This is a genomic window from Paenibacillus sp. FSL P2-0121, assembly GCF_037975345.1.
Taxonomy (GTDB): Bacteria; Bacillota; Bacilli; order Paenibacillales; family Paenibacillaceae; genus Paenibacillus_AQ; species Paenibacillus_AQ odorifer.
In genome coordinates, this window is sequence record NZ_CP150245.1 from 4677774 (window position 1) to 4700911 (window position 23138).

The window sequence follows — 23138 nt, forward strand, 5'->3', positions numbered from 1 at the left end:
AAACGCCGTTATAAAATCACTTGTTAATCGCTAGTTTTAATGAACTGATGGGAAAAGATTTATGATCTCATCCTTTTTCTCCACAGCTACAATCTGTTTGCCTGTAGAACGACGCTCGCCCAGCGGCGCTGATTCAGAGGAGAACGTATGGTGGGCATTCTCACGGGTAACGGCATTCAGTTCTAATGGCTCCTTGCAATAGAAAGCCCCTGCTAACCTGCTGCCATTTGGACGTATTCGTTTGCCTTCCTTGAATTCGAAGGTTGGCATTCCTTTGCCACCACGGCTTTGTGATGGATAATCCACAAGTAATGAACGTTTCGCATAACCAATATCAGAAATAGCAAGGATTTCGCCTTCATCTTCGCTGACCCAGAAGCAGGAAATCACCTCGTCGCCCTCGCGCAGCTGAATTCCTCTTACACCGGATGCAACGCGACCCATAGGGTTAACCTCATTCTCATGGAATCGGATACTCATTCCCTCACGGGTGACCAGCACAATGTCCTTGTCATTCGTACTAGAAGCCACTGTAATGATCTCATCACCCTCGGCTACCTTACAGGCCGCTACAGCTCCAGAACGGCTTGTAGAGTATTCCTTGAGCTCTGTACGCTTCACCTGACCCCGGCGGGTGACAAACACAAGGCTCTGCTGCGGATCATCTAGATTATTCACCGGAATCACACTAACGATTCCATCTCCTTTAGACAATCCAATAACATTCACAATCGCTGTACCAGGCTCTTTCCATTTAAACTCCGGAATCTGGTGCACAGGAAGCAAGAAGTATTGCCCCTTGCGGGTAAATACCAGCAGACTGTCACGGGTATTTACATCCAGCAGCCTGACGATATGATCGCCTTCTTTGACGCCTGAGGTATGACGCTCCCCACCAGAACGGGTGAAGGAAAGCATACTAGTCCGCTTAATATATCCATCTGCTGAAAGAGCAACGAGCACATCCTCCGCATTGACCAGCGCTTCAAGGCTAACCTTGAGCTCCTCGACTTCGCCTTGGATCAGAGAACGGCGATCAATGCCGTATTTGTCGCGAATCTCCAGCAGTTCCTTACGAATTACAGCAACTAGCTTTTTGTCGCTATCCAAAATGCCGCGCAGATGTGTAATCTTTGCCATCATTTCATCTAACTCTTTCTGGAGTGAAGTGATCTCCAGATTGGTCAGACGATACAATTGCAAAGTAAGGATCGAATCGGCTTGGCGTTCACTGAAGCCGAACATCCATACGAGATTGTTCTGAGCATCCTGACGATTTTTCGACGCTTTGATCGCAGCGATAACCTCATCCAGAATGTTTAGTGCTTTAACTAAGCCCTCTAAGACATGAGCACGGTCTTCAGCGCGTTCCAGATCGAACTGGGTGCGATGAGTCACAACTTCACGCTGATGCGCGATATAAGCTTCCAGGATGGCTTTTAGACCAAGCTGCTGAGGTGCTTTGTTAACAATAGCAACCATATTGAAGTTATAGGTGATTTGAAGATCGGTTTTTTTGAGCAGATACGCCAATACGCCTTGAGCATCAGCCTCTTTTTTGAGTTCGACTACAATCCGCAGTCCCTCACGACCGCTCTCATCACGAACCTCGGCAATGCCATCGATCTTTTTCTCCAGCCGAATATTTTCCATGGAAGTAACCAACCGTGATTTTACAATCTGGAATGGAACTTCCGTGATCACGATTTGCTGCTTGCCGCCCCGCATATTCTCAATCTCTGTTTTGGAGCGCAGGTAAATACGGCCTTTACCTGTGCGGTAAGCATCCATGATGCCGTCTCCGCCCATGATTGTGCCGCCTGTAGGGAAATCCGGACCTTTCATGAAGGTCATAATTTCTTCCAGCTCAATATTTGGTTTCTGCATCACTGCGATACAAGCGTCAATTACTTCACGCAGATTATGTGGCGGAATTTCAGTGGCAAAACCAGCAGAAATCCCACTCGTGCCATTTACGAGCAGATTCGGATACCGGGAAGGAACCACAACAGGCTCTTTGGCGGTATTGTCAAAGTTATCTTTAAACAAGACCGTCCGCTTCTCGATATCACGCATCATCTCCATTGCAATGGGAGACAGCCGTGCCTCTGTATAACGCATTGCCGCTGCTGGGTCATCGTCCATGGAGCCCCAGTTGCCGTGACCGTCAACTAGCACATGCCCCATTTTCCAAGGCTGTGCCATACGTACCATACCATCGTAAATAGAGGAGTCACCATGTGGATGGTAATTACCCATTACATCTCCGACAGTTTTGGCTGACTTGCGGTATGGCTTGTCAGGGGTGTTGCCGGAGTCGTACATCGCATAAAGAATCCGGCGCTGCACGGGTTTAAGTCCATCACGGACATCGGGGATTGCCCGGTCCTGAATAATATATTTGGAATACCGACCAAAGCGGTCACCGACGACCTCTTCCAGAAATGCCGGCAAAAATTGTTCTGATAAACTACTCACTTTGCTCACCTTCTGTTCCTCAAACTGCCCGTTTTAAAATAGTGTGGTGATTCTCAGGTACTTCAGAGCTTTTTGGAATTCTGGGCACTATCGCTCCTACTGTTCCAAAATTCCCCTAGGTCCCATAAACACCAAGCTCTTAGAAAATCGGGATTATCGTCACTTGCAGCACTGACATTACTCTACAATTTCGGTGAAATCGACATTTTCAACAATCCAGCGTTTACGTGGATCGACTTTGTCACCCATAAGTGTTGAAACACGGCGCTCCGCCTTAGCAGCATCCTCAATCTGTACCTGAAGCAGCGTACGCGACTCTGGATTCATCGTGGTCTCCCACAGCTGATCGGGGTTCATCTCGCCCAATCCTTTATAACGCTGAAGCTCGAAGTTTTTGCCGAATTCCTTTAAGTAATTTTGCAGCTCTTCATCACTCCAGGCATACCTTACAGTCTCCAGCTTACCCGTTTTGCGGGTCAACTTATAAAGTGGAGGCTGAGCGATAAAGACCTTGCCTGCATCTAATAAAGGCTTCATATAACGATAGAAAAATGTCAGCAGCAGCACCTGAATATGCGCTCCATCGGTATCGGCATCGGTCATAATGATAATTTTGGAATAATTGCTGTCTTCGACAGTGAAATCCGGACCAATTCCAGCACCTATTGTAGATATAATTGCTTTATACTCGTCGTTCTTCAGGATGTCCAGCAGCTTAGCTTTCTCCGGATTCATCGGTTTACCTTTTAGCGGCAATATCGCTTGAATCTTAGAGTCACGGCCTTGCTTAGCTGAACCACCGGCGGAATCACCTTCCACGATAAACAGCTCTGTACGTGTAACGTCCTTTGATTGTGCAGGAGACAGCTTACCGCCAAGATTCGAGCTTTCGCTGCGTTTCTTGCCTGTGCGGATCTCATCGCGGGCTTTACGTGCCGCTTCCCGCGCTTTCGACGCTTGAATCGATTTCTTCAGAAGGCTCTGCGCAACTTGTGGATTTTCTTCCAAGAAACGCGCCATATTTTCAGAAACGATATAATCTACTGCACTACGGGCGGAAGCACTGCCAAGCTGATCCTTCGTCTGTCCAACAAATTCAACCTCGGACATTTTTACACTGATAACAGCCATCATGCCTTCCCGCAGATCATTACCTTCCAGGTTTTTATCTTTTTCTTTAAGCAATTGCGTGCGGCGGGCATATTCATTTAATACACGAGTGTACGCAGTTTTAAAGCCGGTCTCATGTGTGCCCCCGCTGCGAGTTGGAATGGAGTTTACGAAGGAAGCCAAGGTTTCTGTGTAGCCTCCGTTGTATTGCAGAGCTACTTCTACCTCGATATCATCCTTTTCTGCACTGAAATGAATAACATCATGGAGAACATCCTTACCTTCGTTGAGAAACTGCACAAATTGACTGGCTCCACCTTCATAAAAGAACTCATCCTGACGGTTGCTCCGCTCATCTTGCAGTGTAATACGCAGACCGGAATTCAGAAAAGCAATCTCCTGAACCCGCTCTGCCAGCGTGTCATAATTCAGAGCAATTCCATTTGGGAAGACACGAATATCTGGCTTGAAAGTAATTTTCGAACCCGTTTTATTGGTGTTACCCAGAACTTCAAGACCAGTTACAGGTTCGCCAACATGCTCCTTGCCCTTCTTGTCCACCCAGTACTCAAACCGCTGCCGATGGATTTTGCCCTCACGATAAATCTCTACTTCGAGCCATTCAGACAAAGCGTTTGTGACAGAAGCCCCTACGCCATGCAAACCGCCTGATTTTTTATAACCCGATCCACCGAACTTACCGCCCGCATGCAAAATTGTAAATACAACTTGCGGGGTAGGTACCCCTGTCTTATGCATTCCAGTTGGGATCCCCCGTCCATTATCGCTAACGGTTACCGAGCCATCCTTGCGAAGCAGTATGTCAATCTTTGTACAATACTTGGCTAAATGCTCATCTACGGCATTATCTACGATTTCCCATACTAAATGATGTAGTCCTGAAGAACTCGTACTGCCGATATACATGCCAGGTCGTTTGCGTACTGCAACCAGACCTTCGAGCACTTGAATGTCGTCAGCATCGTATCCAGTACGGCCATTCTCGCCGTTATTAGAAACTTCAGCAAACATATCGATCTGTTCGAGCATTCATGCTCCTCCTTCTTTTCTCTATACTAAGAAGAAACGGCTTGGCCGTCCTTTATGTTAAGAACGGTATCCGTTACTGCCAAAAACCTAAGGATAGAATATAACGTGAAATTATACTCTCCTATATTTCTAAGAAATGCAAACAAACGTTTTGGTCACTTTGTTCATTCTAATTCAAAATATCCCTTTTCGTAAAGACGGCGAATGAAATGATCACCGAAGCGGCCCCCCATACAGCCAGCACAGCCATGGAAAATGACAAGGACATCCCTTCAATGGGGGCGGGAGTACCAGACAAATAGCTGGTCAGTCCAAGATTTACCATAAATAAATATTTTGCTGTTGTCCAGGCAGAGGCCATATTGGTCAGTATACTACCTGCAATCAGCGCTGCCATCATAACTACTATACTCGCCGCAGTACTGCGAACAAGCACCGAGATCATGAACGCGAGCAGTGCAACCACTACGCTGACGAACCAAATCAAACCACCTTGCATAAGCATATATTTCCACTGGGGCACTGCATGTACAGTAGACATATCTAGCGAATCACCACTGATTTTAAAGCCTGTAAAAACAGGAATGTTAAAACCCTTAAAACCAAAGGCGAGACCAGAGATAAAGTAACTGATTGCAAATGTGGAAAGTACGATAAGCGAAACAAACATTAGCAGTGCTGTCATTTTGCTAAAAAGCACCTTCCAACGCTTGACCGGCCTAGTCAACAGCATTTTGATAGTTCCGGTTGTCCTTTCGGCCGAGACCAAATCTGAGGCCACCGCCATAATGAGCAACGGAATAAATAATGTAACCGAATTATCCATAAATTCACGGGTAAAGGTAACCCCGCTAGGTTCATTCGGATTAACGTCATGGTGAAGATAATACTGAAGCTGTTGTACAAATATTCGCCGATAAGTCTTCCATTCCTCTGGAATCCGGTCACTGCCCAGTGAATTTTGATTATCGATAATCTGCTGCTGGATCTCAAGCCGCCAATCGGAATTAAATTTCTCCCGACTCCGTTCGGCTGAACGCATCTGTGCATAGGTGAACATAGGCACCAGTACAATCAGAATCAGCAGTATAACATAAAACCGTTTCTTTTTTATAATCTTCAAGCACTCATTACGGATTAGCGGAAGCAAGTTACTCAACATTCTCACCCTCCGTTAGTTTCAAGAATAGCTGTTCCAGTGTCGGATTAATTTTATGCACAGCTCTCACCTCAATTTCAGCAGTAACCATTACGGCCACAATCTCGGGGATCAGATCCTGATCCATGATCGTTATTAAAGAATTGGGGCCCATCCCGGCAATAATTGAGTCATCCAATGTGACGTCTTCCAGTTTCTGAATTTGAATATCTGAACGATCAGCCAGCATTTCCCGGGCCTCAGCAAAAGGCTCCAGCTCCCAAAGTACATACGGCGAATTACGAGCGATCAGCTCATCTACCGCACCTACTGCCAATACACGCCCTTTACTAATAATCGCTACACGGTCGCAAAGAAGCTGAATTTCACTAAGCAGATGGCTGGATACGAACACCGCCAGCCCTTCATCCGCCAGCTTGCGAATGAATTCTCGCAGCTCTTTAATGCCTTTAGGGTCAAGTCCATTCGTCGGCTCGTCCAAAATAAGCAGCCGTGGACGTCCCAACAGCGCCTGCGCAATGCCTAATCGTTGTCTCATCCCAAGCGAGTATGTACTTACCTTATCATGTATCCTCTGATCTAATCGAACAATATCGACCACTTCGCTAATACGTTCATTGTCTACGCCAGGCTGCATCCGGGCAAAATGCTGCAAATTCTCCCATCCGGTCAAATAGGTATACACCTCAGGATTCTCAACGATAGACCCTACATATTGCAATGCTTTTTCCGGATTTCGGTTCACATTGTACCCACATACTGTAATCTTGCCCTCAGTAGGTCGAATCAAATCCACAAGCATGCGGATCGTGGTCGTCTTCCCAGCGCCATTAGGCCCGAGAAAGCCAAAGATTTCCCCTTCTCTCACATCGAAAGTGACATCATCAATAATCCATTTTCGTCCTATTTTTTTACGTACCCCGTCCACAGACAAGACGACTGTGCCGGAGTCTTCACTGTTCGCTTTTGTCATATTTAATTTAGCTCCTTGTGACTGTCATTTTCTCGGTTTGTACTTGCTCAAAGGGCATTTACCTACATGATCTTACTGCAAAATTTAACACTCACCTATATACTACTGCACAGCCTGTATGAACCGTTCTCCGATTCGCTGATAGCCATCACCATTAGGATGAAAATGATCGGTGGATAGATACTTGTCCAAATGTCTGTTAAACAAGTCAAACGTAGGAACCAAGGTCATGTTGCTATGCTCATTAATAATATCCATTGCCGTATTATTCCACTTCGTTACCGCTTGATTGCCTGGTGCCAGTAATTCTGGAATATCGCCAAAGGGATTATACAGCCCCATATAGTAAACTTGCGCATTCGGATTGATCTGTGAGATTTTATCGAGAATCTTCTCCAGTCTAGCTGCTGCTTCTGGCAGAGCGGCTAATAAAGACTCTGGAGTCAGCTCCTGCCCCGAGGTTGATGAAGTTGTGTTGCCCTGTTGCGCCCCATTATTCTCAAGAATATCCGAATCCTTAAACAGATCATTTCCTCCGACGGATAGCAAAACAACATTCGACATGCGCAAGGCATACTCCACACCATCTTCGTTCAGTTTGCTTAACAGCCCCGCAGTAGTCAACCCGTTAATCCCCATATTGCCTAAAAAGTCTACTGTGACACCTTTTGCGGATAAACCAGTAACCGTACGCTTAACAAACCCTTCTCCGGTGTTATCACCGGTCCCCTTGGTAAGCGAATCCCCGAGCGCAACAATTTTGAGGAGCTTGACAGTCTCCGTCACCGGTGCGGCTGTTTGCTGAGGCAAGCTGCTCTCGGTAACCTCTCCGACCGGATAGATAATATCTTTAACCGCATAAACTAAACCAACCATCAAAACTATAGTTGTTACTATGGAAATCAAGCTGACGCTGCGCCATGTCCATTTCGAATCCTTCAAAGCTATCCCTCCGTATGCCGTTCTATTATGTATTGTTCCACAATTTACAAAGATCTTAACTATGTTACATAAACATAATTCTTCCATACAAGTTTTGCAAATGTCTAGCAAAGAAAAAAATCCCGCTGCTACAGTGTTTTTGCCGAGGAACGAGTGTGGACTTTTTTGAAAATAAAAAATACTGGCTTTTTAATTAATGCCATTATATAATATTTACCGTTGACTCTTTAGACATTACGGGTTATTAGCTTAGCTGGTAGAGCAGCCGACTCTTAATCGGCAGGTCGCAGGTTCGACCCCTGCATAACCCATAGAGCTAGACAGAAGAAGTAAGGACAAGTTCCTTACTTCTTTTTTTGTTGCATTTTTAATCTTCACCACACAAAAAAAAACGCTCCCCGACTTACATCGGAGAACGATTTCTTCCTGAAGCATCTACTCGTATTATTTACCAATAAACTCTTGAACCCAGTAATTATTATCATAACCGACACCGATATAATTGAAGTTAGCATTCAAAATATTAGCGCGGTGACCTGGACTATTCATCCATGCCTTCATTACTTCTTCTGGTGTTTTTTGTCCCATTGCGATGTTCTCACCTGCGGCTTTATAAGTGATGCCAAAGGATTTCATCATATCAAAAGGTGAACCATACGTAGGTGAAGTATGTGAGAAATAGTTATTGGAACGCATATCTGTAGCTTTTGTAGCGGCAACTTTGTGCAGGCTGTCCAATCCAGCTACAGGTGACAAACCAGCTGCTGCACGTTCTTTGTTTACCAGCGTTACGATTTGCTGAACATAGGTTCCTTTATTGCTCACAGCACCTGTTGTAGTTGTATTATCAGTTGGCTTAGTTACAGTAGTTGTGTCTGCTGGCTTTGTAACCGGTTTTGTAGTGGTAGTTGTGGTCGTGTTGTCTTTGTTTGGTACTGTTCCAGTTTGCGGCTTAGTTACCACGATTGTGCTATTCGAAAAAGGGAATCCCTCAAGATTAGCTTGTTTAAAATATTGTAATATTTGCTCATAACTTGTGCCTTTTATTGTTACTGTCGATTCATTCGATGCCGCATTTGCTTCCAATGGAAGAGAAATACTAAGTGCCATAACAGCTGCCACGCTACCACCGATGATTGCTTTTAATGTCTTGTTCTTCAATCTGCCATCTCCTTTTTTCTTGCGTGTAATATATGCTTCTGCCTAGAGTGACCATCTACAAATGTTACAAAGTTGTAATTTGTTCCTCAGTCATTGTAGCATAAATCTCTCAAATGTGCGCTTCTAATTTTTTACATATAATAGTCTTGACTGTAAGATTTCCGATTCCTAGATACATTCGCTTTCTTCCGCTGTTTTCCTGCCTAAAAATACCATTTTACCTGTTATTCGCGAAAAAAAGCGAGAAAAAGCAAAAAAAGTCGCCCTCCCCGAAAGGACGGCAACTTCAGCAAACCTATGGATACCTGACGATTAATGGAACGATTGCCAGAACTCGCCCTCCGTAGAGATCAATCCCATGATTTCCGCATAAGGAATCCGGAAGGTTGGAAAACCTGCAGAATACGGAGCGATCTCATAAGGTGCGAAATATAGATACAACGCTTCATTATCTACAAAGAAGGGCTGATCCGAGGTAATTCCTTTATACGTATCCGGAAAAACATATGAATATTGTGGATCGTTCTCGATCTGTTTGCCCACAATTTTACTGAGCTTCTCCACATATCTGCTGCCTGGCTTGAACAAGTCCCCCAGCTTATAGAACCTGCCGCTGCGCAAATTAATATGCGGATAGATTTTGGTAGGCATTCCATGTGCTGCTCCAAAAGGAAAACGATACCCGGTCAGCTCCAGCACCAGCAGGTTTTTACGGAAGAAAGAGACTGAAAAATCACCATTATAACTAAAGTCCTGGGAAACCCCTCCACTCCCAACGTCTTCAGCAAGGGATAGCTTGCGCAGCTTATCGTTAACCTCTCGCGAAACTTCCGCACTTGCAATCCCCTCAACGACCGGATAATACACCAGATAATCCCTGTTCGGTTTGTATTTCTTCTCCACTACGGAATAGGGAGGTCTCAGCGGAATGACTCCATTTTGGCGCCAAACCTGCTTTCCCTGCCGATCATAATAAGATGTGCGTTGATCTACATCTGCTCTTATCAAACGTCCGCTAAGGGTGAGTGTTCCTGCCCCTGGAATAACTGGGGGCTGGGCTGCCTTTTTTCCACTTCTATCGATAAAATAGGTATCTTTAGCATCAAATACAGACGCCAATCCCTCCTGGTAATTGTTCACGCCAAGCAGGGTGTGATTGCTCAGGACCGCTCCCGTTTCCGCATCTGCAATTACGTAACGTGATCCGCGATAAGGCTGGCTGGGGAATACAGGCGTTCCTATGGCTACTCTGCCTTCACCTAGCTGCAATACCTCATAATATTTTGCCGGGATGATCATTTTTCCTTGTTTATCAATCAGCCCGTAGGCGTTGCCATAATTTTCAGCGGTATTCACCACCGCGCGTCCCTCTGAAAAAGGTAAAGCAGAGGTGAATTGCGGTTGAATGGCTACAGAACCATCCGTATTTAAATAGCCATATTTACCGTTTTCAGTCGCTTGATAGGCTAGTAAACCTTCTCCCGGACTTCCAACGAAAGGATGGTTATAAGTATGCAGAATGTTCCCATCCGGATCGATGAGCGCATACTCTCCTTCTTTGATTTTAACCAAAGCCACGCCGTTCATAAAATCATTGGCATCCACATAAATCGCAGGCAGCACCTCTTTGCCTTGTGCGTCCACATATCCATATTGCGATTGGCCGCCGGTCGTATTTTGTTTTGAAAATAGTGCACGCCCCTCATGTAATGAGTTCAAATAATCATACCGGGCGGACGTCACTTCTTTGCCTTTTTCATCAATAAAAGTGTACCCCTTAGCATCCGACACTACGGCGCGCTCTTCCGAAAAAGGCGCAATAAATGAATAGATCGGCTTCACTCGTTCTCTTCCAGTGCTGTCAATGAGCCCGCTGCTATTTTTTCGCTGAACTACGGCAAGACCGTTCTTCTGAAAATCCTCAGCATATTCGTACCGGGGTTCAATCTGAACACGGCCTTCGTCATTAATATATCCCCAAAGTGTGCCCTCTTTGAGATTAAACGGCGCCGGATGGAGACCCGTGGTCCGCAGATCGTCCCCCACCCACTCCGGCAATAAGTATGGCGCCTCAAAAGGCTTATTAGAGTAATCTACACGATATAATCCCGCTTCTGCCGGAATCGTGACGAATAACTCCTCTTCCGTGCGTATGAAATCCTCATCCTGCTGAGTAATATATTCGTTCCAGCCAATGCCATCCCATTTCCATACATCCGCCTGTATCAGACCATTGTCATTCCCTTTCCCTAGCTCATTCAACCTAATCCTTAACATCCAGTCGCTCCCCTTTAACAAAGGCATTTGCCTATAGAATATGGGAGAACGTTGGTTTATGTGCTTTTTGATCTTAGGGGTTAGGGGGAGAGGAGCATTCTAGGAGAAAAATACCGTGTTTCCTCCATAGTTGCTCGTTTCGGCGAATTCTAGGGCATTTTTGCCTCTCTTTCCTCCACTGTAGCTCGTTTTGGCGTACTTTAGAGCATTAATGCCTCTCTTTCCTCCTCCGTAGCTCGTTTCGGCGTATTCTAGGGCATTAATGCCTCTCTTTCCTCCACTGTAGCTCGTTTTGGCGTACTTTAGAGCATTAATGCCTCTCTTTCCTCCTCCGTAGCTCGTTTCAGCTAATTCTGCGGGATTTATACCGTTCTTTCGCCTCACGTAGCTCGTTTCAGCCAATTCTGCGGGATTTATACCGTTCATTCGGCCCACGTGGCTCATTTCAGCCAATTCTACGGGATTTATACCGTTCTTTCGCCCCACGTAGCTCGTTACAGCCAATTCTACGGGATTTATACCGTTCTTTCACCTCACGTAGCTCGTTTCAGCCAATTCTACGGGATTTATACCGTTCTTTCGCCCCACGTAGCTCGTTTCAGCCAATTCTACGGGATTTATACCGTTCTTTCGCCCCACGTAGCTCGTTACAGCCAATTCTACGGGATTTATACCGTTCATTCGCCACACATAGCTCGTTTCAGCCAATTCTGCGGGATTTATACCGTTCTTTCGCCCCACGTAGCTCGTTTCAGCCAATTCTACGGGATTTATACCGTTCTTTGGCCCCACGTAGCTCCTTTCAGCCAATTCTACGGGATTTATACCGTTCTTTGGCCCCACGTAGCTCCTTTCAGCCAATTCTACGGGATTTATACCGTTCTCTCACCTCATGGTGCTTCTGTTCTGTTACTAATATTAGTTTGTTGATATTGTTGGTGAGCAATGATGAATATGATGTGTTTTCGTGGTGCTCCTGATGGCGATGGTAGTTTTATTGCTGCTGATATTGATTTGTGGCGGTGATTGCCGTGTTCATGCTGTTAATGTTGAGAGGATTGTGATAACCGTGTTTGTGTTGATGATATTAATTGGTGATGGTAATGATGCTGTAGTAGTACCGTGGCGGTTATGGTGCAACTATTGGGTGGAGTAAATCCTATTGGTGGAATATTAGATTTGATGGAGCAGGGGTGGCAATGTTGATTGAAGTTGGTGGTGGTAAGTAATGTTGATGTTAGTGTTGCTGGCGCTGTTTAGTCGTGGTGGCATTTTGGCGGGTAGTTTTAGTGGTGTATTTGTTTCATGTTTGTAGTAGCCATTGATGATCTGTGTGTTAGTGGTGGTGACACTATTTGGTCGTGGTGGCATTTTAGTGGGTAGTTTTCGTGCTCGTGCGTAGTTTTCCTATGCGAGGAGCAAGGGGGCGACGTTCAGTACTTATGAATTTGCAATTGTGAATTTGTACTTTAAATTGGTACTTATGAATTGGTACTTATGAACTGATTCTTACGAGTTGCTTATATCCGCAAGCGAAATGGACAAACCAAAAAGCGTTTGCCATAAATAGCAAACGCTATAATCACCACACATCCCCCACACAACTACTTCTTCGAAGAATATTTCCGCATATCAAATGCGACCGCGGCGATGATGATCAGACCTTTGATAATCAACTGATAGTAAGGGCTGATGCCGATAAAGGTCAGGCCGTAGTTGATTAAGGTAAAGATAATAACACCGACCAGAACACCTGGCACTGTTCCGATACCACCGGTTGTGGACACCCCGCCCACGACGCAAGCAGCAATCGCATCGAGCTCATACATGTTACCATAGTTATTGGTTGCGCCACCTGTTCTGGCAGCCTCCAGCACACCCGCCAAACCATAAAGGGCTCCAGCAATCGCATAGATGTAGATCAAGTTCTTGGAAACATCGATGCCAGATACTTTTGCTGCCTGCATGTTACCGCCGATAGCGTACATGTTCTTGCCCAGCTTAGTTTTATTGAACACCACCCATACGATGGCGGCGACACCCAAGGCTATCAACACGATATACGGGATTGAATATTGCCCCTTGCCAATAAACCCGGAACCGATTGTAGTGAAATCTGGACGCAGACCGCCAATCGGCTGTGATTGGTTGGGGTCCATGTCAAAGTACAAGGAATTCAAGCCGTAGACGATAACCATCGTACCCAGTGTTGCGATAAACGGCGGGACGTTCAGCTTGGAGACGACAATACCATTGACGAGTCCGCAGAGAAGGCCAGCGATAATAGCTATAAGGATCGGAAGCCACACTTGCACCTGCGGCAGATCAGGAAAAAAGCGCCGGGAATAATCCGGAATTTGCAGCATCGAAGCAGAGATTACCGCTGTAAAACCAACCACACGTCCAGCAGACAAGTCCGTCCCAGCTGTGATAAGGATGAAGGCAACACCAAGCGCGATGATAATCCGTGTTGACGACTGAATTAGAATGTCCCGTAAAGTATTTACAGAGATAAAGGCCGGCTCATATAAGGCAATACCCATAATTAGAATTACCAAGACAATATAAATAGCATTTTGAGTAATAAAAGATTGGGCTCGTTTAGCGTTCATTAGTAGTGTTCCTCCTTAAAGTTACGCGAAGAGTACTTCTCTTCGTAAACCAAATCTAGTTTCGCCCCGCAAAACTATCATTGAAATCCTATCCTAATGCTGTGCAGCGAGTCGCATAACTTCGGTTTCCGTAGCTTGCTCGCCTTCTAGTATTCCGGTAAGCCTACCCTCCGACATGACCATTACACGGTCAGACATTCCGAGCAGCTCCGGCATTTCTGAGGAGATCATAATGATGCTTTTCCCTTGCTGCGCCAAGTCGGCAATAATCGAATAAATCTCGAATTTAGCCCCTACGTCGATACCGCGAGTCGGCTCGTCCAGAAGCAGGATTTCGGGCTCGGTTAGAAGCCATCTGGCGAGCAGCACTTTTTGCTGATTCCCACCAGAAAGATTCATGATCAGCGTTTTGGTTGTTGGAGTTTTGGTCCGTAATTTTTCAATCATTTTATCGACTTCTTCTTTTTTCTTTTTTCCATCTAGTAGAAGTAGTAGTTTCTGGTATCGATGCAGATTAGCGATTGCGCCATTTTCATGAACAGACAAGACTGGAAAAATACCGGTGACACGCCGTTCCTCCGTAAGCAAAGCCATTCCGTGTTTCTTAGCATCCTTGGGAGATTGGATATGAATGCGCTTACCATCGATAGAAATCGTCCCCGATTTAATAGCCCTCAGGCCAAATAATGCTTCAATAACCTCTGTTCTCTGAGCGCCTACCAGACCACCAATCCCTAAAACCTCACCTCGCCTTAATTCAAAAGAAACATCTTTAAACGATCTTTCTTCAGGGGAGGTTAACCCTTCCACCTTCATATATACTTCGCCAGGCACGTTAAAGCGTTCTGGGAATCGATTGGTCAAGTCACGGCCGACCATTTTGGAAATGATAAGGTCTGTAGTCAATTCCGCCGCTGGCCAGGTTCCGATTTTTTTACCGTCCCGCATAATGGTAACCTCGTCAGAAATTTCGAGAATCTCTTCCATTTTGTGAGATATATAAATAATAGCTACGCCTCTACTCCTAAGGTCCCGTATGATCCGAAATAAATGCTCCACCTCCACACTAGTGAGGGAGGAAGTAGGTTCATCCATTACAATAACGCGGGAGTGAAAAGAGACAGCCTTCGCAATTTCAATGGATTGGATTTTGGATACAGACAGTTTACCCACTAATGTCTCGGGATTCAGATCGATATCCAGGTCTTTAAACAAATTCTCCGTGTCAGTGTACATTTTCTTATGGTCAATAAACTGAAAAGGTCCAATCCCTTTGGTTGGGAAACGTCCTAACCAGATATTCTCCATCACACTTCGGAACGGCACGGGATGCAACTCCTGGTGAATCATGGAGATCCCATTTTTCAAAGCGTCATTTGAGCTTCCGATAGAGGTCTTCTCACCCTCCAAAAAAATCTCACCGGCATCCGGTGAATAAATACCAAAGAGACATTTCATTAAAGTGGACTTACCCGCACCATTCTCGCCCATAAGGGCATGCACCGAACCTGGTCTGACCTTTAAACTAACTGCATCCAGCGCTTTGACGCCGGGGAATTCTTTAGTAATGTCATTCATTTCTAGCAAAAACTCAGCTTTTTCCATGTTGTTACGCCCCCTACGCTTTTTTCTTTTTTCATGAGAGGCACAGCGGTTTCATCCTGTTCCCTGCCTGAAAGAAATCCGAGGAGCGAATATCCGCTCCCCGTTGCTGCCATATGATCATGAATTTCATCTAGATTAGAGCGTTATTATTTGGCGTCATCGATATTGTCTTTGGTGATCTTTTTATAGGAAATCCACACATATTGGTTGTCTGTGATATCAAAACCTACGTTATCTTTTGTAGGTGTTTCTCCTTTAGCAAGCAGAGCAGCAACTGTGATCGCAGCTTTACCTTGGTTGTTCGCATCATTCAGCACGGTACCAAGCATCGTTCCATCTTGCAGCGCTTGAATCGCAGGAGCAGTAGCATCTACACCTACTACCGGCATGAATTTATCACCCGTGAAGTAACCTGAAGCTTTCAGAGCTTCGATGGCACCGAGAGCCATATCGTCATTGTTCGCAAGCACAGCTTCAATTTTGTCGCCATGGGAGCCAAGGAACGCTGCCATTTTTTCTTGCCCTTTTACGCGGTCCCACATCGCAGTATCTTCAGCCAGCTTTTCTACCTTGATGCCGGCATCTTCAATTGCTTGGATGGAGTAAGTAGTACGAAGCTCAGCGTCTTGGTGCCCCGGTTCGCCTTTTAGCATTACGTATTGAAGGACACCGTCGCCGTTTTTATCTGCTTCAGGATGTGCCTTCCAGTAGTCCACGATCAGTTGACCGGACATAGTTCCGGATTCTTCCGCTTTAGCGCCTACATAATAAACCTTATCCCATTTCTTCATATCTTCTGGCAGCGGCTCGCGGTTCAGGAAAACCACCGGAATATTTGCCGCTTTTGCTTTTTCGATAATAACGCCAGCCGCAGTACGGTCAACCGGATTGATCAGCATGCCTTTATATTTTTTGGTGATGAACAAGTCAACTTTGTCATTTTGTGTGGGTTGAGAATTTTGGCTATCTACGATATCTACAGTAGCAATGCCTTTGGCAGCAGTGTCGATTGCGTTACGAACACCTGTCATGAAGGTATCGTCAAATTTGTAAATGGCTACCCCTACTTTTGGCGTTTCAGTGGAAGAGCCCGCATTTTCAGTTTTTGGAGCGTTGGTAGCTTTACCACTGTCTGCATTATTGTTGCTATTGCCACAGCCTGCCAGGGCGGCACCCAGTATTGCGCTTGCTAAAAGAACGGAAGTGATTTTTTTCATTATTCATTGACCTCCTGTTTATACTTCTTTTTTTTGGTTTAACCCTGAATTCTCTCGGGCACATCCATATTATGCCTTAGGTGAAAACGGTTTCGAATATAAAATCCTACTCACTTTTATAAAAATTCTACTGAACCCAAAAAACGAATACCTCCCATTTTAAGGATGGCATTCGTCTTTTCAAAAATAAACCGTCCACTATCTGACGAAGGGAAATAACAATTTCTGATTCTCAGGCCACAGCATATTGTCCAAATCAATGAGTTTAGTGCCCGTATCGACACGTTCAGGAACATCCATTCCTTCGATTACCTCAACGGCATGTTTTACGGCTAAATACCCGTTACTAAAAGGATTTTGGATTACGGTCGCTTGAACCGTACCCTCCTGCAGCAACTCCATCATTGACGGGGAGCTGTCGAACGCAACCATTTTAATATTATGCAGCCCTCGGCTCTGGATAGCTTTTGCCGCCCCCTGTGAAGCTGTCTCATTCAAGCTGGCGATCCCGCGAAGATTTGGATGTTTCAGCAGCATTAACCGTGTCAGCTCTTCAGCATCACTAATACTCGAAGTGGTATAAGAAATCTCTACTACCTGTATGTTCGGATATCGGGCAGCGTAATTTAAAAATCCCTTTTCCCGCTCCTCCGCGTCCCTAGCACCATATTCAATGCCGTTTGAAGACTCCTGCTCCGCCCCCAAAGATGAATTTGTGAAGTTAATGATGCCGACCTCCCCGTATCCATTTAGCAGCTGAATGAGTCTTTCTGCAGACTTTTGTCCCGCTTCATAACCGTTTGAACCCACATAGGCTCTTACTCTGGCCGAACCGACTTCTGCATCCACAGACAATACGGGAATCTTGGAATATGCCGCCCGATCAACCACTTGTGCAAGTCCCATATAGCTACTGGCAGCTAAAATAATAACGTCCGCTTTTTCTTTAATGGAGTCCTCAACCATTCTGACCTGTTCCGCAATATCACTCTCAGCATTCGGAGCTTTGAACGTTAGTTTCACATTAAATTCCTGTGCCGCGGCTTCTGCGCCCAATCTAACTGTATTCCAATAGTCACCTTTGTTCATTTTTACAATAAGATGAATATTGCGGGTTTTGTTCGTGTTGATATAATTAGGTGCCGAATTAAAACAAGAGGTGATAGTTGTCCATAACACCACACATACCAGCAGGGTTAGCCAAAAACGAATGATTCTCATACCGATGTCTCATCCTCCTCATGTCCAGGATTGCCCTCGCCTGCTGCGAGTGCCGGGAAGATAAGAGTAACCGTAGTGCCTTCTTCAATTTCACTTTCAAAAGAAAGACCATAATCACGCCCATAATACAGCTCAATACGCTCGTTTACATTTCTAACGCCTACCCCGGAGCCATGCATACTCTTACTGCCGCCAGTCAAAAGAACCTTCATAGTCTCCTCGGACATTCCCAGTCCATTATCACGAATGCGGATGATGACAAGATCATCCTTCAGCTCCGCTTGGATCGAAATAAAACCTTCATCAGGCATCATTTCAATCCCGTGATACAGGGCATTCTCCACAATAGGTTGTAAAATTAGCTTAATCGTCTGACACTGCAGCACTTCATCCTGAGCCTCGATCTCGTAGCGGAACTTATTTTTGAACCGAAAGCTCTGAATCACAAGGTAATGACGAACATGATCAAGCTCTTCCTGCACGGTAATCATATTATTCCCTTTACTAAGGCTAATCCGGAAAAACTTCGATAAGGACTGAATCATCGTGACTACCTCCTCAGTCTTGCCGCGTTCAGCGAGCCGGATCACAGAATTCAAGGTATTGTACAGAAAGTGCGGATTGATCTGGGATTGCAGTACTTCAAGCTCACCTTTACGTTTGGTTTCCTGTTCATAAATAATCTGATCCATCAGTTGACGGATACGTTGTAGCATAAGGTTAAACCGTTTGGACAGCTGTTCCACCTCATACGCCCCACTGACATCTATTCGGGTGTTGAGATCCCCTTCGCCCACCTGCTGAAGCGTCCGTTCCAGCTTGCGGATAGGGCGGGCAATACGTGCAGACAAAAAGACGGATACAATAATTACGCATAAAATGACTACCGCTAAAAACCAGGATAAAAAAGTGTTTAGATCACGTTTGGTGGTTACAATCTCATCGTAATAAGCCACGCCCACGATCTTCCAGCCTGTCTGTTCCAGTGTTCTTACGGTGATAAACCGTTTTTCACCCGTAGACTCATCCAAATAGCTACGAAAAGCATATTCCAGTACTGGCTCCACATTCTCATATTTTAAGCCAGCGTAAATCAGCTGCTGCTGGGGATGGTACACAATATTTCCTAGCTGATCGAGGATGTAAGCGTATCCTCTTTTGCCAAGCTTAACCTGCTTGCTCAGCTCATCAATGGTTCGAAAGTTAAAATCCATCAGCAGAATGCCGGTTTTTAAGACTCCGTTCTCCTTATATTGAATTAATTTGCTGATAGACACGACCCAGATATATTGACCTTTGAACAAATTCTGAATATGAGGTGCGGAATAGGAGAGCTCTGATGTTCTTTGCGCCGTCGTAAACCAGCTCTGAGTCTCCAGCTGTGTGTTGCTGCGCAGCTTCTGACCGGGTGTACCCACGACATATTTCCCCTGTGGTGTAAAAACAGCCGCTGAGACCAGATCCTCTCTGCTCCCCATTAGCATAGCCATTCTTTCCGTCAATAAAGCGGAATCCACGGAAGGGCTATTCGTAATCTGCTCCTCCGCTGTCTCAAAAATATTGCGCATTCCCTTAACATAAAGACCCAGATTGTAATTCACTTGCTCAATGATCTGCTGCATATTCATATTGGCATTCTCTTCTGCGGTCTTGGCAAACTTGTTGTACAGCATAAGGCTGACAACAACAGCTACCAGCACGGCAACAGATGTAAAAGTGAGTGTAATCGTAACTTGAATGCTTCGGAGCTTGGAGGACAACCGACGTTTTCCGCCTTTGGGATGCTGCGGTCTTAGAGGAAAGGAATAAGGTTTATCCTTCAGCATCTTTACCCTCCTCTGGAGCTGTTTTTATACTCTTTAGGAGATTGGCCATATTTTTTGCGGAAACAAAAGCTGAAATAGTTAGGATCGGCAAAACCTATTTTTTCTGCGATTTCAAAAGCCCTCAGCTCCGTGGACCGCAAAAGTTCCTTGGCTGCCTCTAACCTAATTTGCAAAAGATAACTAACGAACGTCATTTTCATTTCCTTCTTAAAAATACTGCTAAAATAGCCGGTACTTATATGTAAATGCTGACAAACCTTGCCGATGGAAATATCAGATTCAACATAGTGGCTGCGTATATATTCTTTAGCTTCATCAATAAGCAGCTTATAGGAAGATTGACGTTCTAATGCAATCGTATCCATTAAACCGCTACAGACTGCAATAATCCATTGCTTGGCTTCGGCCATACTATTAAATTTATTGATGGCAGTTAGCGACGAAATGCCAGAACCAATATACTTTGCAGCTTCACTGCCGGATTCTTTAGCCACTCGCAGGATAGATGTAAAAATCTCCAGCAAAAAAATCTGATAATCCTGTGTAGACACCTGCTCTGCGTCAAGACCGGCAAATAACTCCTCAACAACCTCTTTGAGTTCTTGCACCGTACCTAGTTTAATCGTCCGGATTAAGGATTGCTGGGTTAGTTCATCATAGGTTAGCAGTGTGCTGGAACGTGACTCAACGTCCTCAATCCAGATCACCCGGTTATTGCCGAGAATAAGCCGATAATCTAATGCCTGCAAGGCATCCCCAAAAGAATTAAATAACAAAGCAGGCGATGAACAGACCGTTCCGGAGCCTGCCGTTACCGTCAGCTTCAGAAAACGCTGTACGTTCTGGCGGATTTCTTCAAGAAGCTCAAAAGTCTTTCCAGTGATATCAGTTTCTTCCCCTTCTTCATGGATTGTGAGCAATACGACCTCATCACGATGAATAAACACCCTTCCAAAACCATGCTTCGAGCATATTTCTTCAGCAATATTCAGCACAGCGAATAGCTGTAAATTCTTTTCACCAGTGTCTCGTAAAGAAATTTGCCCGCCTGTTGCACCCCCAGCAGATTCCCGCTCAGGACGAATATAATCCACACTAATTACCGAAGCCTGAAACCACCGTCCCGTTAATTTTATGCCATATTCAGTGCTTTTCTCAGCAATTTCATCCGTACGCAATCTACGCGAAATAAGGGACGATAAAAATTGCTCCCTTAACACAGGCAGACTTTTCCGGTAATGCTCACTGAGTACAAATACATTTTCTTTTTCTGCAATTTCAGCCTCGATAGTGGCTCTAACCTTAAGCAATACTTCAATTAATTCCTGTGAAGAGAACGGTTTCAAAATATACTCATCAATTTGCAATTTTATCGCCTTCTGAGCATATTCAAATTCATCATACCCAGTCAAAATGATAATCTTAGTGTTAGGATGATGACTACGAATCCATTCAGCCAGCTGAAGTCCATTCATAAAAGGCATTTGGATATCGGTAACTACCACATCCGGCAGCAAACGGTCTATGGCATCCGCAGCTTCCCGTCCATTCTCCGCCTGCTCGACAATCTCAAATCCGTAACGCTCCCAGTCAATCTGCCCGATAACGCCTTCCCTAACGTCTTCTTCATCTTCAGCAAGAACTAGCTTATACATGTCTCATCCCTCTTTGGAAACGTTTTAGATGTCATAAATTTTATTGTATATGATTCAAACCAATCCATCTATGGTTAAGTTATTTAAATAGTTTTAGGTATTAATATATTAAATACATATAAAAAAAGAGTTCCAGAGCAAAAAAAAACCATCCCGCCGTAGCTGGGATGGGGATGATCGGTAACCTATAAGTATTATAGCAACGCTTTGTTAAAGCGATAGCCTGCTGTCTTTTCGAAACCGATATGACGATAAAAAGCATGTGCCGGTGCGCGTTCTACGCGGTTGCCACTTCTAAGGAAAAGCTGACAGCAACCTTGCTCACGTGCCCATTCTTCTGCTGCGGCCACAAGTCTTTTACCGAGTCCGTTTCCTCTGAGTTCTTCTGATACGATAAGTGCAGTAATCTCAGTGATACAATCTGTCTGTTTGTAATACGAGCTTACCTGTCTAAGGCCGATCATACCCACAACTTCATTGTTCAGCTCTGCTACAAGTGTGCATTGGAGATTGCTGTTCTCCATGCTTTCCAGTCTCTCTTTCATCACGCTTAGCGTTGTTGGATAGCCGAATTCCCGCAGAAGCGCTGTAACTCTCTCCAGATCATTCAAGCCGCATTTGCGAATTTCCAGTACAGGTGCCATGGTACTACTGTTCATCCTCATATACCTCCACTTTTAGCATAGACGCCGCCTGCTTGGCTATCGTCCGCGCGATTTCCACATCTTCCGCCGCACTTAACGCTACTGCCATCCGCCGACCAGGACGAACTTCCGGTTTACCAAATACGCGAACCTGAGTCCTAGGCAGTTCCAAAGCTTCACCAATTCCGGTCACAGCAAAGGCTCGTCCTTCTCCATCAGCCTTCAGCGTAGCTGAGGCACCAGGTGTCAGCAATTGTACTGACTGGACAGGAAAACCAAGAATAGCTCTGACATGCACTGCAAATTGAGATAAATCCTGCGTCGCCATCGTGACCATCCCCGTATCATGGGGTCTAGGTGACACTTCACTGAACAATACGCCTCGATCTGTCAAAAAAAGTTCCACTCCAAAAATACCGAAACCTCCGAGCTGATCCGTTACTGCATTTGCAATAGATTGCGCTTCTTCAAGCAGCTCTGGCTTCATAAAGTGAGGCTGCCAGGATTCCACGTAATCTCCATCCTTCTGAATATGTCCAATAGGTGGACAAAATACCGTACCAGACACAGAACGCACCGTCAAAAGAGTAATCTCGCTCTCAAAAGTAACAAAAGCCTCCACGATAACTCGTGTTCCTTTAGCTCTCGCTCCAACCAAAGCAGTGTTCCAGCAGTTTTCTGCATCCTCAGGGCTTTTGCATACGCTCTGACCCTTGCCAGAAGAACTCATAATCGGCTTAATGACACAAGGAGTGCCTAGCTCGGCTATAGCTTGTTGCAGCTCTTCCAGACTATCCGCAAAACGGTAATCAGCAGTTGGCAGTCCAAGGTCTTCAGCCGCAAGACGACGAATCCCTTCTCTGTCCATGGTCAGCCGAGCCGCCCGCGCCGTCGGAACAACGAAAAAGCCTTCTTCTTCAAGCTCTTGAAGAGCATGAGTGGCAATTGCCTCAATCTCCGGAACAATGACATCCGGTTTCTCAGAGCGAATCAGCGCTTTCAGCGCCTCTGCATCCAGCATATCAATTACATGTGAACGATGAGCTACACCCATCGCCGGTGCATCGGTATAACGGTCTACAGCTACGGTCTCTACGCCAAGGCGTTGAGCTTCAATTATGACTTCCTTACCCAGTTCCCCGCTGCCCAGCAGCAACAGCTTGCGGCTTTGAGCTGAAAAAGGAGCTCCCCACATTGTCGATTCCAAC

At 45.3% G+C, this 23138-nt stretch carries 17 protein-coding genes and 1 tRNA gene; 2 read left to right on the forward strand and 16 right to left on the reverse strand.

Going from position 1 to position 23138, the window contains the following annotated elements; genetic code table 11:
* Nucleotides 1-36 precede the first annotated feature (36 nt).
* The 5 genes from gyrA to MKY54_RS20790 form a co-directional block, all read right to left on the reverse strand.
* Complete coding sequence (gene gyrA / locus MKY54_RS20770; protein WP_076127599.1) at nt 37-2478, reverse strand: DNA gyrase subunit A; 2442 nt, start codon at nt 2476-2478, stop codon at nt 37-39.
* A gap of 177 nt (nt 2479-2655) precedes the next feature.
* A complete protein-coding gene (gene parE / locus MKY54_RS20775; protein ID WP_076127597.1) occupies nt 2656-4638 on the reverse strand; it encodes a DNA topoisomerase IV subunit B in 1983 nt (660 codons plus the stop codon).
* 169 nt (nt 4639-4807) lie between these two features.
* Nucleotides 4808-5797 (reverse strand): ABC transporter permease, encoded by a 990-nt coding sequence (locus tag MKY54_RS20780; RefSeq protein ID WP_036685819.1) that lies wholly within the window; start codon nt 5795-5797, stop codon nt 4808-4810.
* On the reverse strand, nt 5790-6770 hold the full coding sequence (locus MKY54_RS20785; protein WP_076183951.1) for an ABC transporter ATP-binding protein: 981 nt from the start codon (nt 6768-6770) through the stop codon (nt 5790-5792). The genes MKY54_RS20780 and MKY54_RS20785 overlap by 8 nt, the downstream gene beginning before the upstream one ends.
* A gap of 102 nt (nt 6771-6872) precedes the next feature.
* Nucleotides 6873-7712, reverse strand: a complete 840-nt coding sequence (locus tag MKY54_RS20790) for a GDSL-type esterase/lipase family protein (protein WP_076127595.1) — start codon at nt 7710-7712, stop codon at nt 6873-6875.
* Between the two features lie 238 nt (nt 7713-7950).
* Between MKY54_RS20790 and MKY54_RS20795 the strand changes: the two genes are divergently transcribed.
* Nucleotides 7951-8023, forward strand: a tRNA-Lys gene (locus MKY54_RS20795).
* 133 nt (nt 8024-8156) lie between these two features.
* Here the strand turns inward: MKY54_RS20795 and MKY54_RS20800 are convergent.
* The 3 genes from MKY54_RS20800 to MKY54_RS20810 all read right to left on the reverse strand — a co-directional run bounded on the left by MKY54_RS20800 (nt 8157) and on the right by MKY54_RS20810 (nt 11552).
* A complete protein-coding gene (locus MKY54_RS20800) occupies nt 8157-8873 on the reverse strand; it encodes a CAP domain-containing protein (protein WP_036685704.1) in 717 nt (238 codons plus the stop codon).
* Between the two features lie 312 nt (nt 8874-9185).
* Nucleotides 9186-11150, reverse strand: a complete 1965-nt coding sequence (locus MKY54_RS20805) for a WG repeat-containing protein (protein WP_339168794.1) — start codon at nt 11148-11150, stop codon at nt 9186-9188.
* Between the two features lie 99 nt (nt 11151-11249).
* Nucleotides 11250-11552: a hypothetical protein gene (locus MKY54_RS20810; protein WP_339187799.1), complete on the reverse strand. Its 303-nt coding sequence runs from the start codon at nt 11550-11552 to the stop codon at nt 11250-11252.
* A 33-nt stretch (nt 11553-11585) separates the two neighbouring features.
* Between MKY54_RS20810 and MKY54_RS20815 the strand changes: the two genes are divergently transcribed.
* On the forward strand, nt 11586-12080 hold the full coding sequence (locus tag MKY54_RS20815; protein WP_339187802.1) for a hypothetical protein: 495 nt from the start codon (nt 11586-11588) through the stop codon (nt 12078-12080).
* Nucleotides 12081-12754: 674 nt separating this feature from the next.
* Here the strand turns inward: MKY54_RS20815 and mglC are convergent.
* The 8 genes from mglC to purT form a co-directional block, all read right to left on the reverse strand.
* Nucleotides 12755-13762 carry a galactose/methyl galactoside ABC transporter permease MglC gene (gene mglC / locus MKY54_RS20820; RefSeq protein ID WP_076127586.1) on the reverse strand — a complete coding sequence of 336 codons (1008 nt, stop codon included), beginning with the start codon at nt 13760-13762 and terminating at the stop codon, nt 12755-12757.
* A gap of 93 nt (nt 13763-13855) precedes the next feature.
* Nucleotides 13856-15367 (reverse strand): sugar ABC transporter ATP-binding protein, encoded by a 1512-nt coding sequence (locus tag MKY54_RS20825; protein ID WP_076101437.1) that lies wholly within the window; start codon nt 15365-15367, stop codon nt 13856-13858.
* Nucleotides 15368-15513: 146 nt separating this feature from the next.
* The gene (locus MKY54_RS20830) at nt 15514-16584 is read right to left on the reverse strand and encodes a galactose ABC transporter substrate-binding protein (RefSeq protein WP_094903385.1); all 1071 of its coding nucleotides are present in this window, start codon (nt 16582-16584) and stop codon (nt 15514-15516) included.
* Between the two features lie 198 nt (nt 16585-16782).
* On the reverse strand, nt 16783-17805 hold the full coding sequence (locus MKY54_RS20835; RefSeq protein ID WP_339187803.1) for a substrate-binding domain-containing protein: 1023 nt from the start codon (nt 17803-17805) through the stop codon (nt 16783-16785).
* Nucleotides 17802-19631 carry a sensor histidine kinase gene (locus tag MKY54_RS20840; RefSeq protein ID WP_081383399.1) on the reverse strand — a complete coding sequence of 610 codons (1830 nt, stop codon included), beginning with the start codon at nt 19629-19631 and terminating at the stop codon, nt 17802-17804. Before MKY54_RS20840 ends, MKY54_RS20835 begins: the two co-directional genes overlap by 4 nt.
* A gap of 2 nt (nt 19632-19633) precedes the next feature.
* Nucleotides 19634-21286: a response regulator gene (locus tag MKY54_RS20845; RefSeq protein WP_076127582.1), complete on the reverse strand. Its 1653-nt coding sequence runs from the start codon at nt 21284-21286 to the stop codon at nt 19634-19636.
* 194 nt (nt 21287-21480) lie between these two features.
* Nucleotides 21481-21945, reverse strand: a complete 465-nt coding sequence (locus MKY54_RS20850) for a GNAT family N-acetyltransferase (RefSeq protein ID WP_232061416.1) — start codon at nt 21943-21945, stop codon at nt 21481-21483.
* Nucleotides 21935-23125 (reverse strand): formate-dependent phosphoribosylglycinamide formyltransferase, encoded by a 1191-nt coding sequence (gene purT, locus MKY54_RS20855; protein WP_076302737.1) that lies wholly within the window; start codon nt 23123-23125, stop codon nt 21935-21937. Before purT ends, MKY54_RS20850 begins: the two co-directional genes overlap by 11 nt.
* Between the last annotated feature and the right edge of the window lie 13 nt (nt 23126-23138).

Bases quoted from the DNA above. Each gene is read 5' to 3' on its own strand.
- parE (WP_076127597.1), bottom strand. From the start codon at position 4,638: ATGCTCGAACAGATCGATATGTTTGCTGAAGTTTCTAATAACGGCGAG.
- MKY54_RS20785 (WP_076183951.1), bottom strand. From the start codon at position 6,770: ATGACAAAAGCGAACAGTGAAGACTCCGGCACAGTCGTCTTGTCTGTG.
- MKY54_RS20805 (WP_339168794.1), bottom strand. From the start codon at position 11,150: ATGTTAAGGATTAGGTTGAATGAGCTAGGGAAAGGGAATGACAATGGT.
- mglC (WP_076127586.1), bottom strand. From the start codon at position 13,762: ATGAACGCTAAACGAGCCCAATCTTTTATTACTCAAAATGCTATTTAT.
- MKY54_RS20825 (WP_076101437.1), bottom strand. From the start codon at position 15,367: ATGGAAAAAGCTGAGTTTTTGCTAGAAATGAATGACATTACTAAAGAA.
- MKY54_RS20830 (WP_094903385.1), bottom strand. From the start codon at position 16,584: ATGAAAAAAATCACTTCCGTTCTTTTAGCAAGCGCAATACTGGGTGCC.
- MKY54_RS20835 (WP_339187803.1), bottom strand. From the start codon at position 17,805: ATGAGAATCATTCGTTTTTGGCTAACCCTGCTGGTATGTGTGGTGTTA.
- MKY54_RS20840 (WP_081383399.1), bottom strand. From the start codon at position 19,631: ATGCTGAAGGATAAACCTTATTCCTTTCCTCTAAGACCGCAGCATCCC.
- MKY54_RS20845 (WP_076127582.1), bottom strand. From the start codon at position 21,286: ATGTATAAGCTAGTTCTTGCTGAAGATGAAGAAGACGTTAGGGAAGGC.
- MKY54_RS20850 (WP_232061416.1), bottom strand. From the start codon at position 21,945: ATGAACAGTAGTACCATGGCACCTGTACTGGAAATTCGCAAATGCGGC.
- purT (WP_076302737.1), bottom strand. From the start codon at position 23,125: ATGTGGGGAGCTCCTTTTTCAGCTCAAAGCCGCAAGCTGTTGCTGCTG.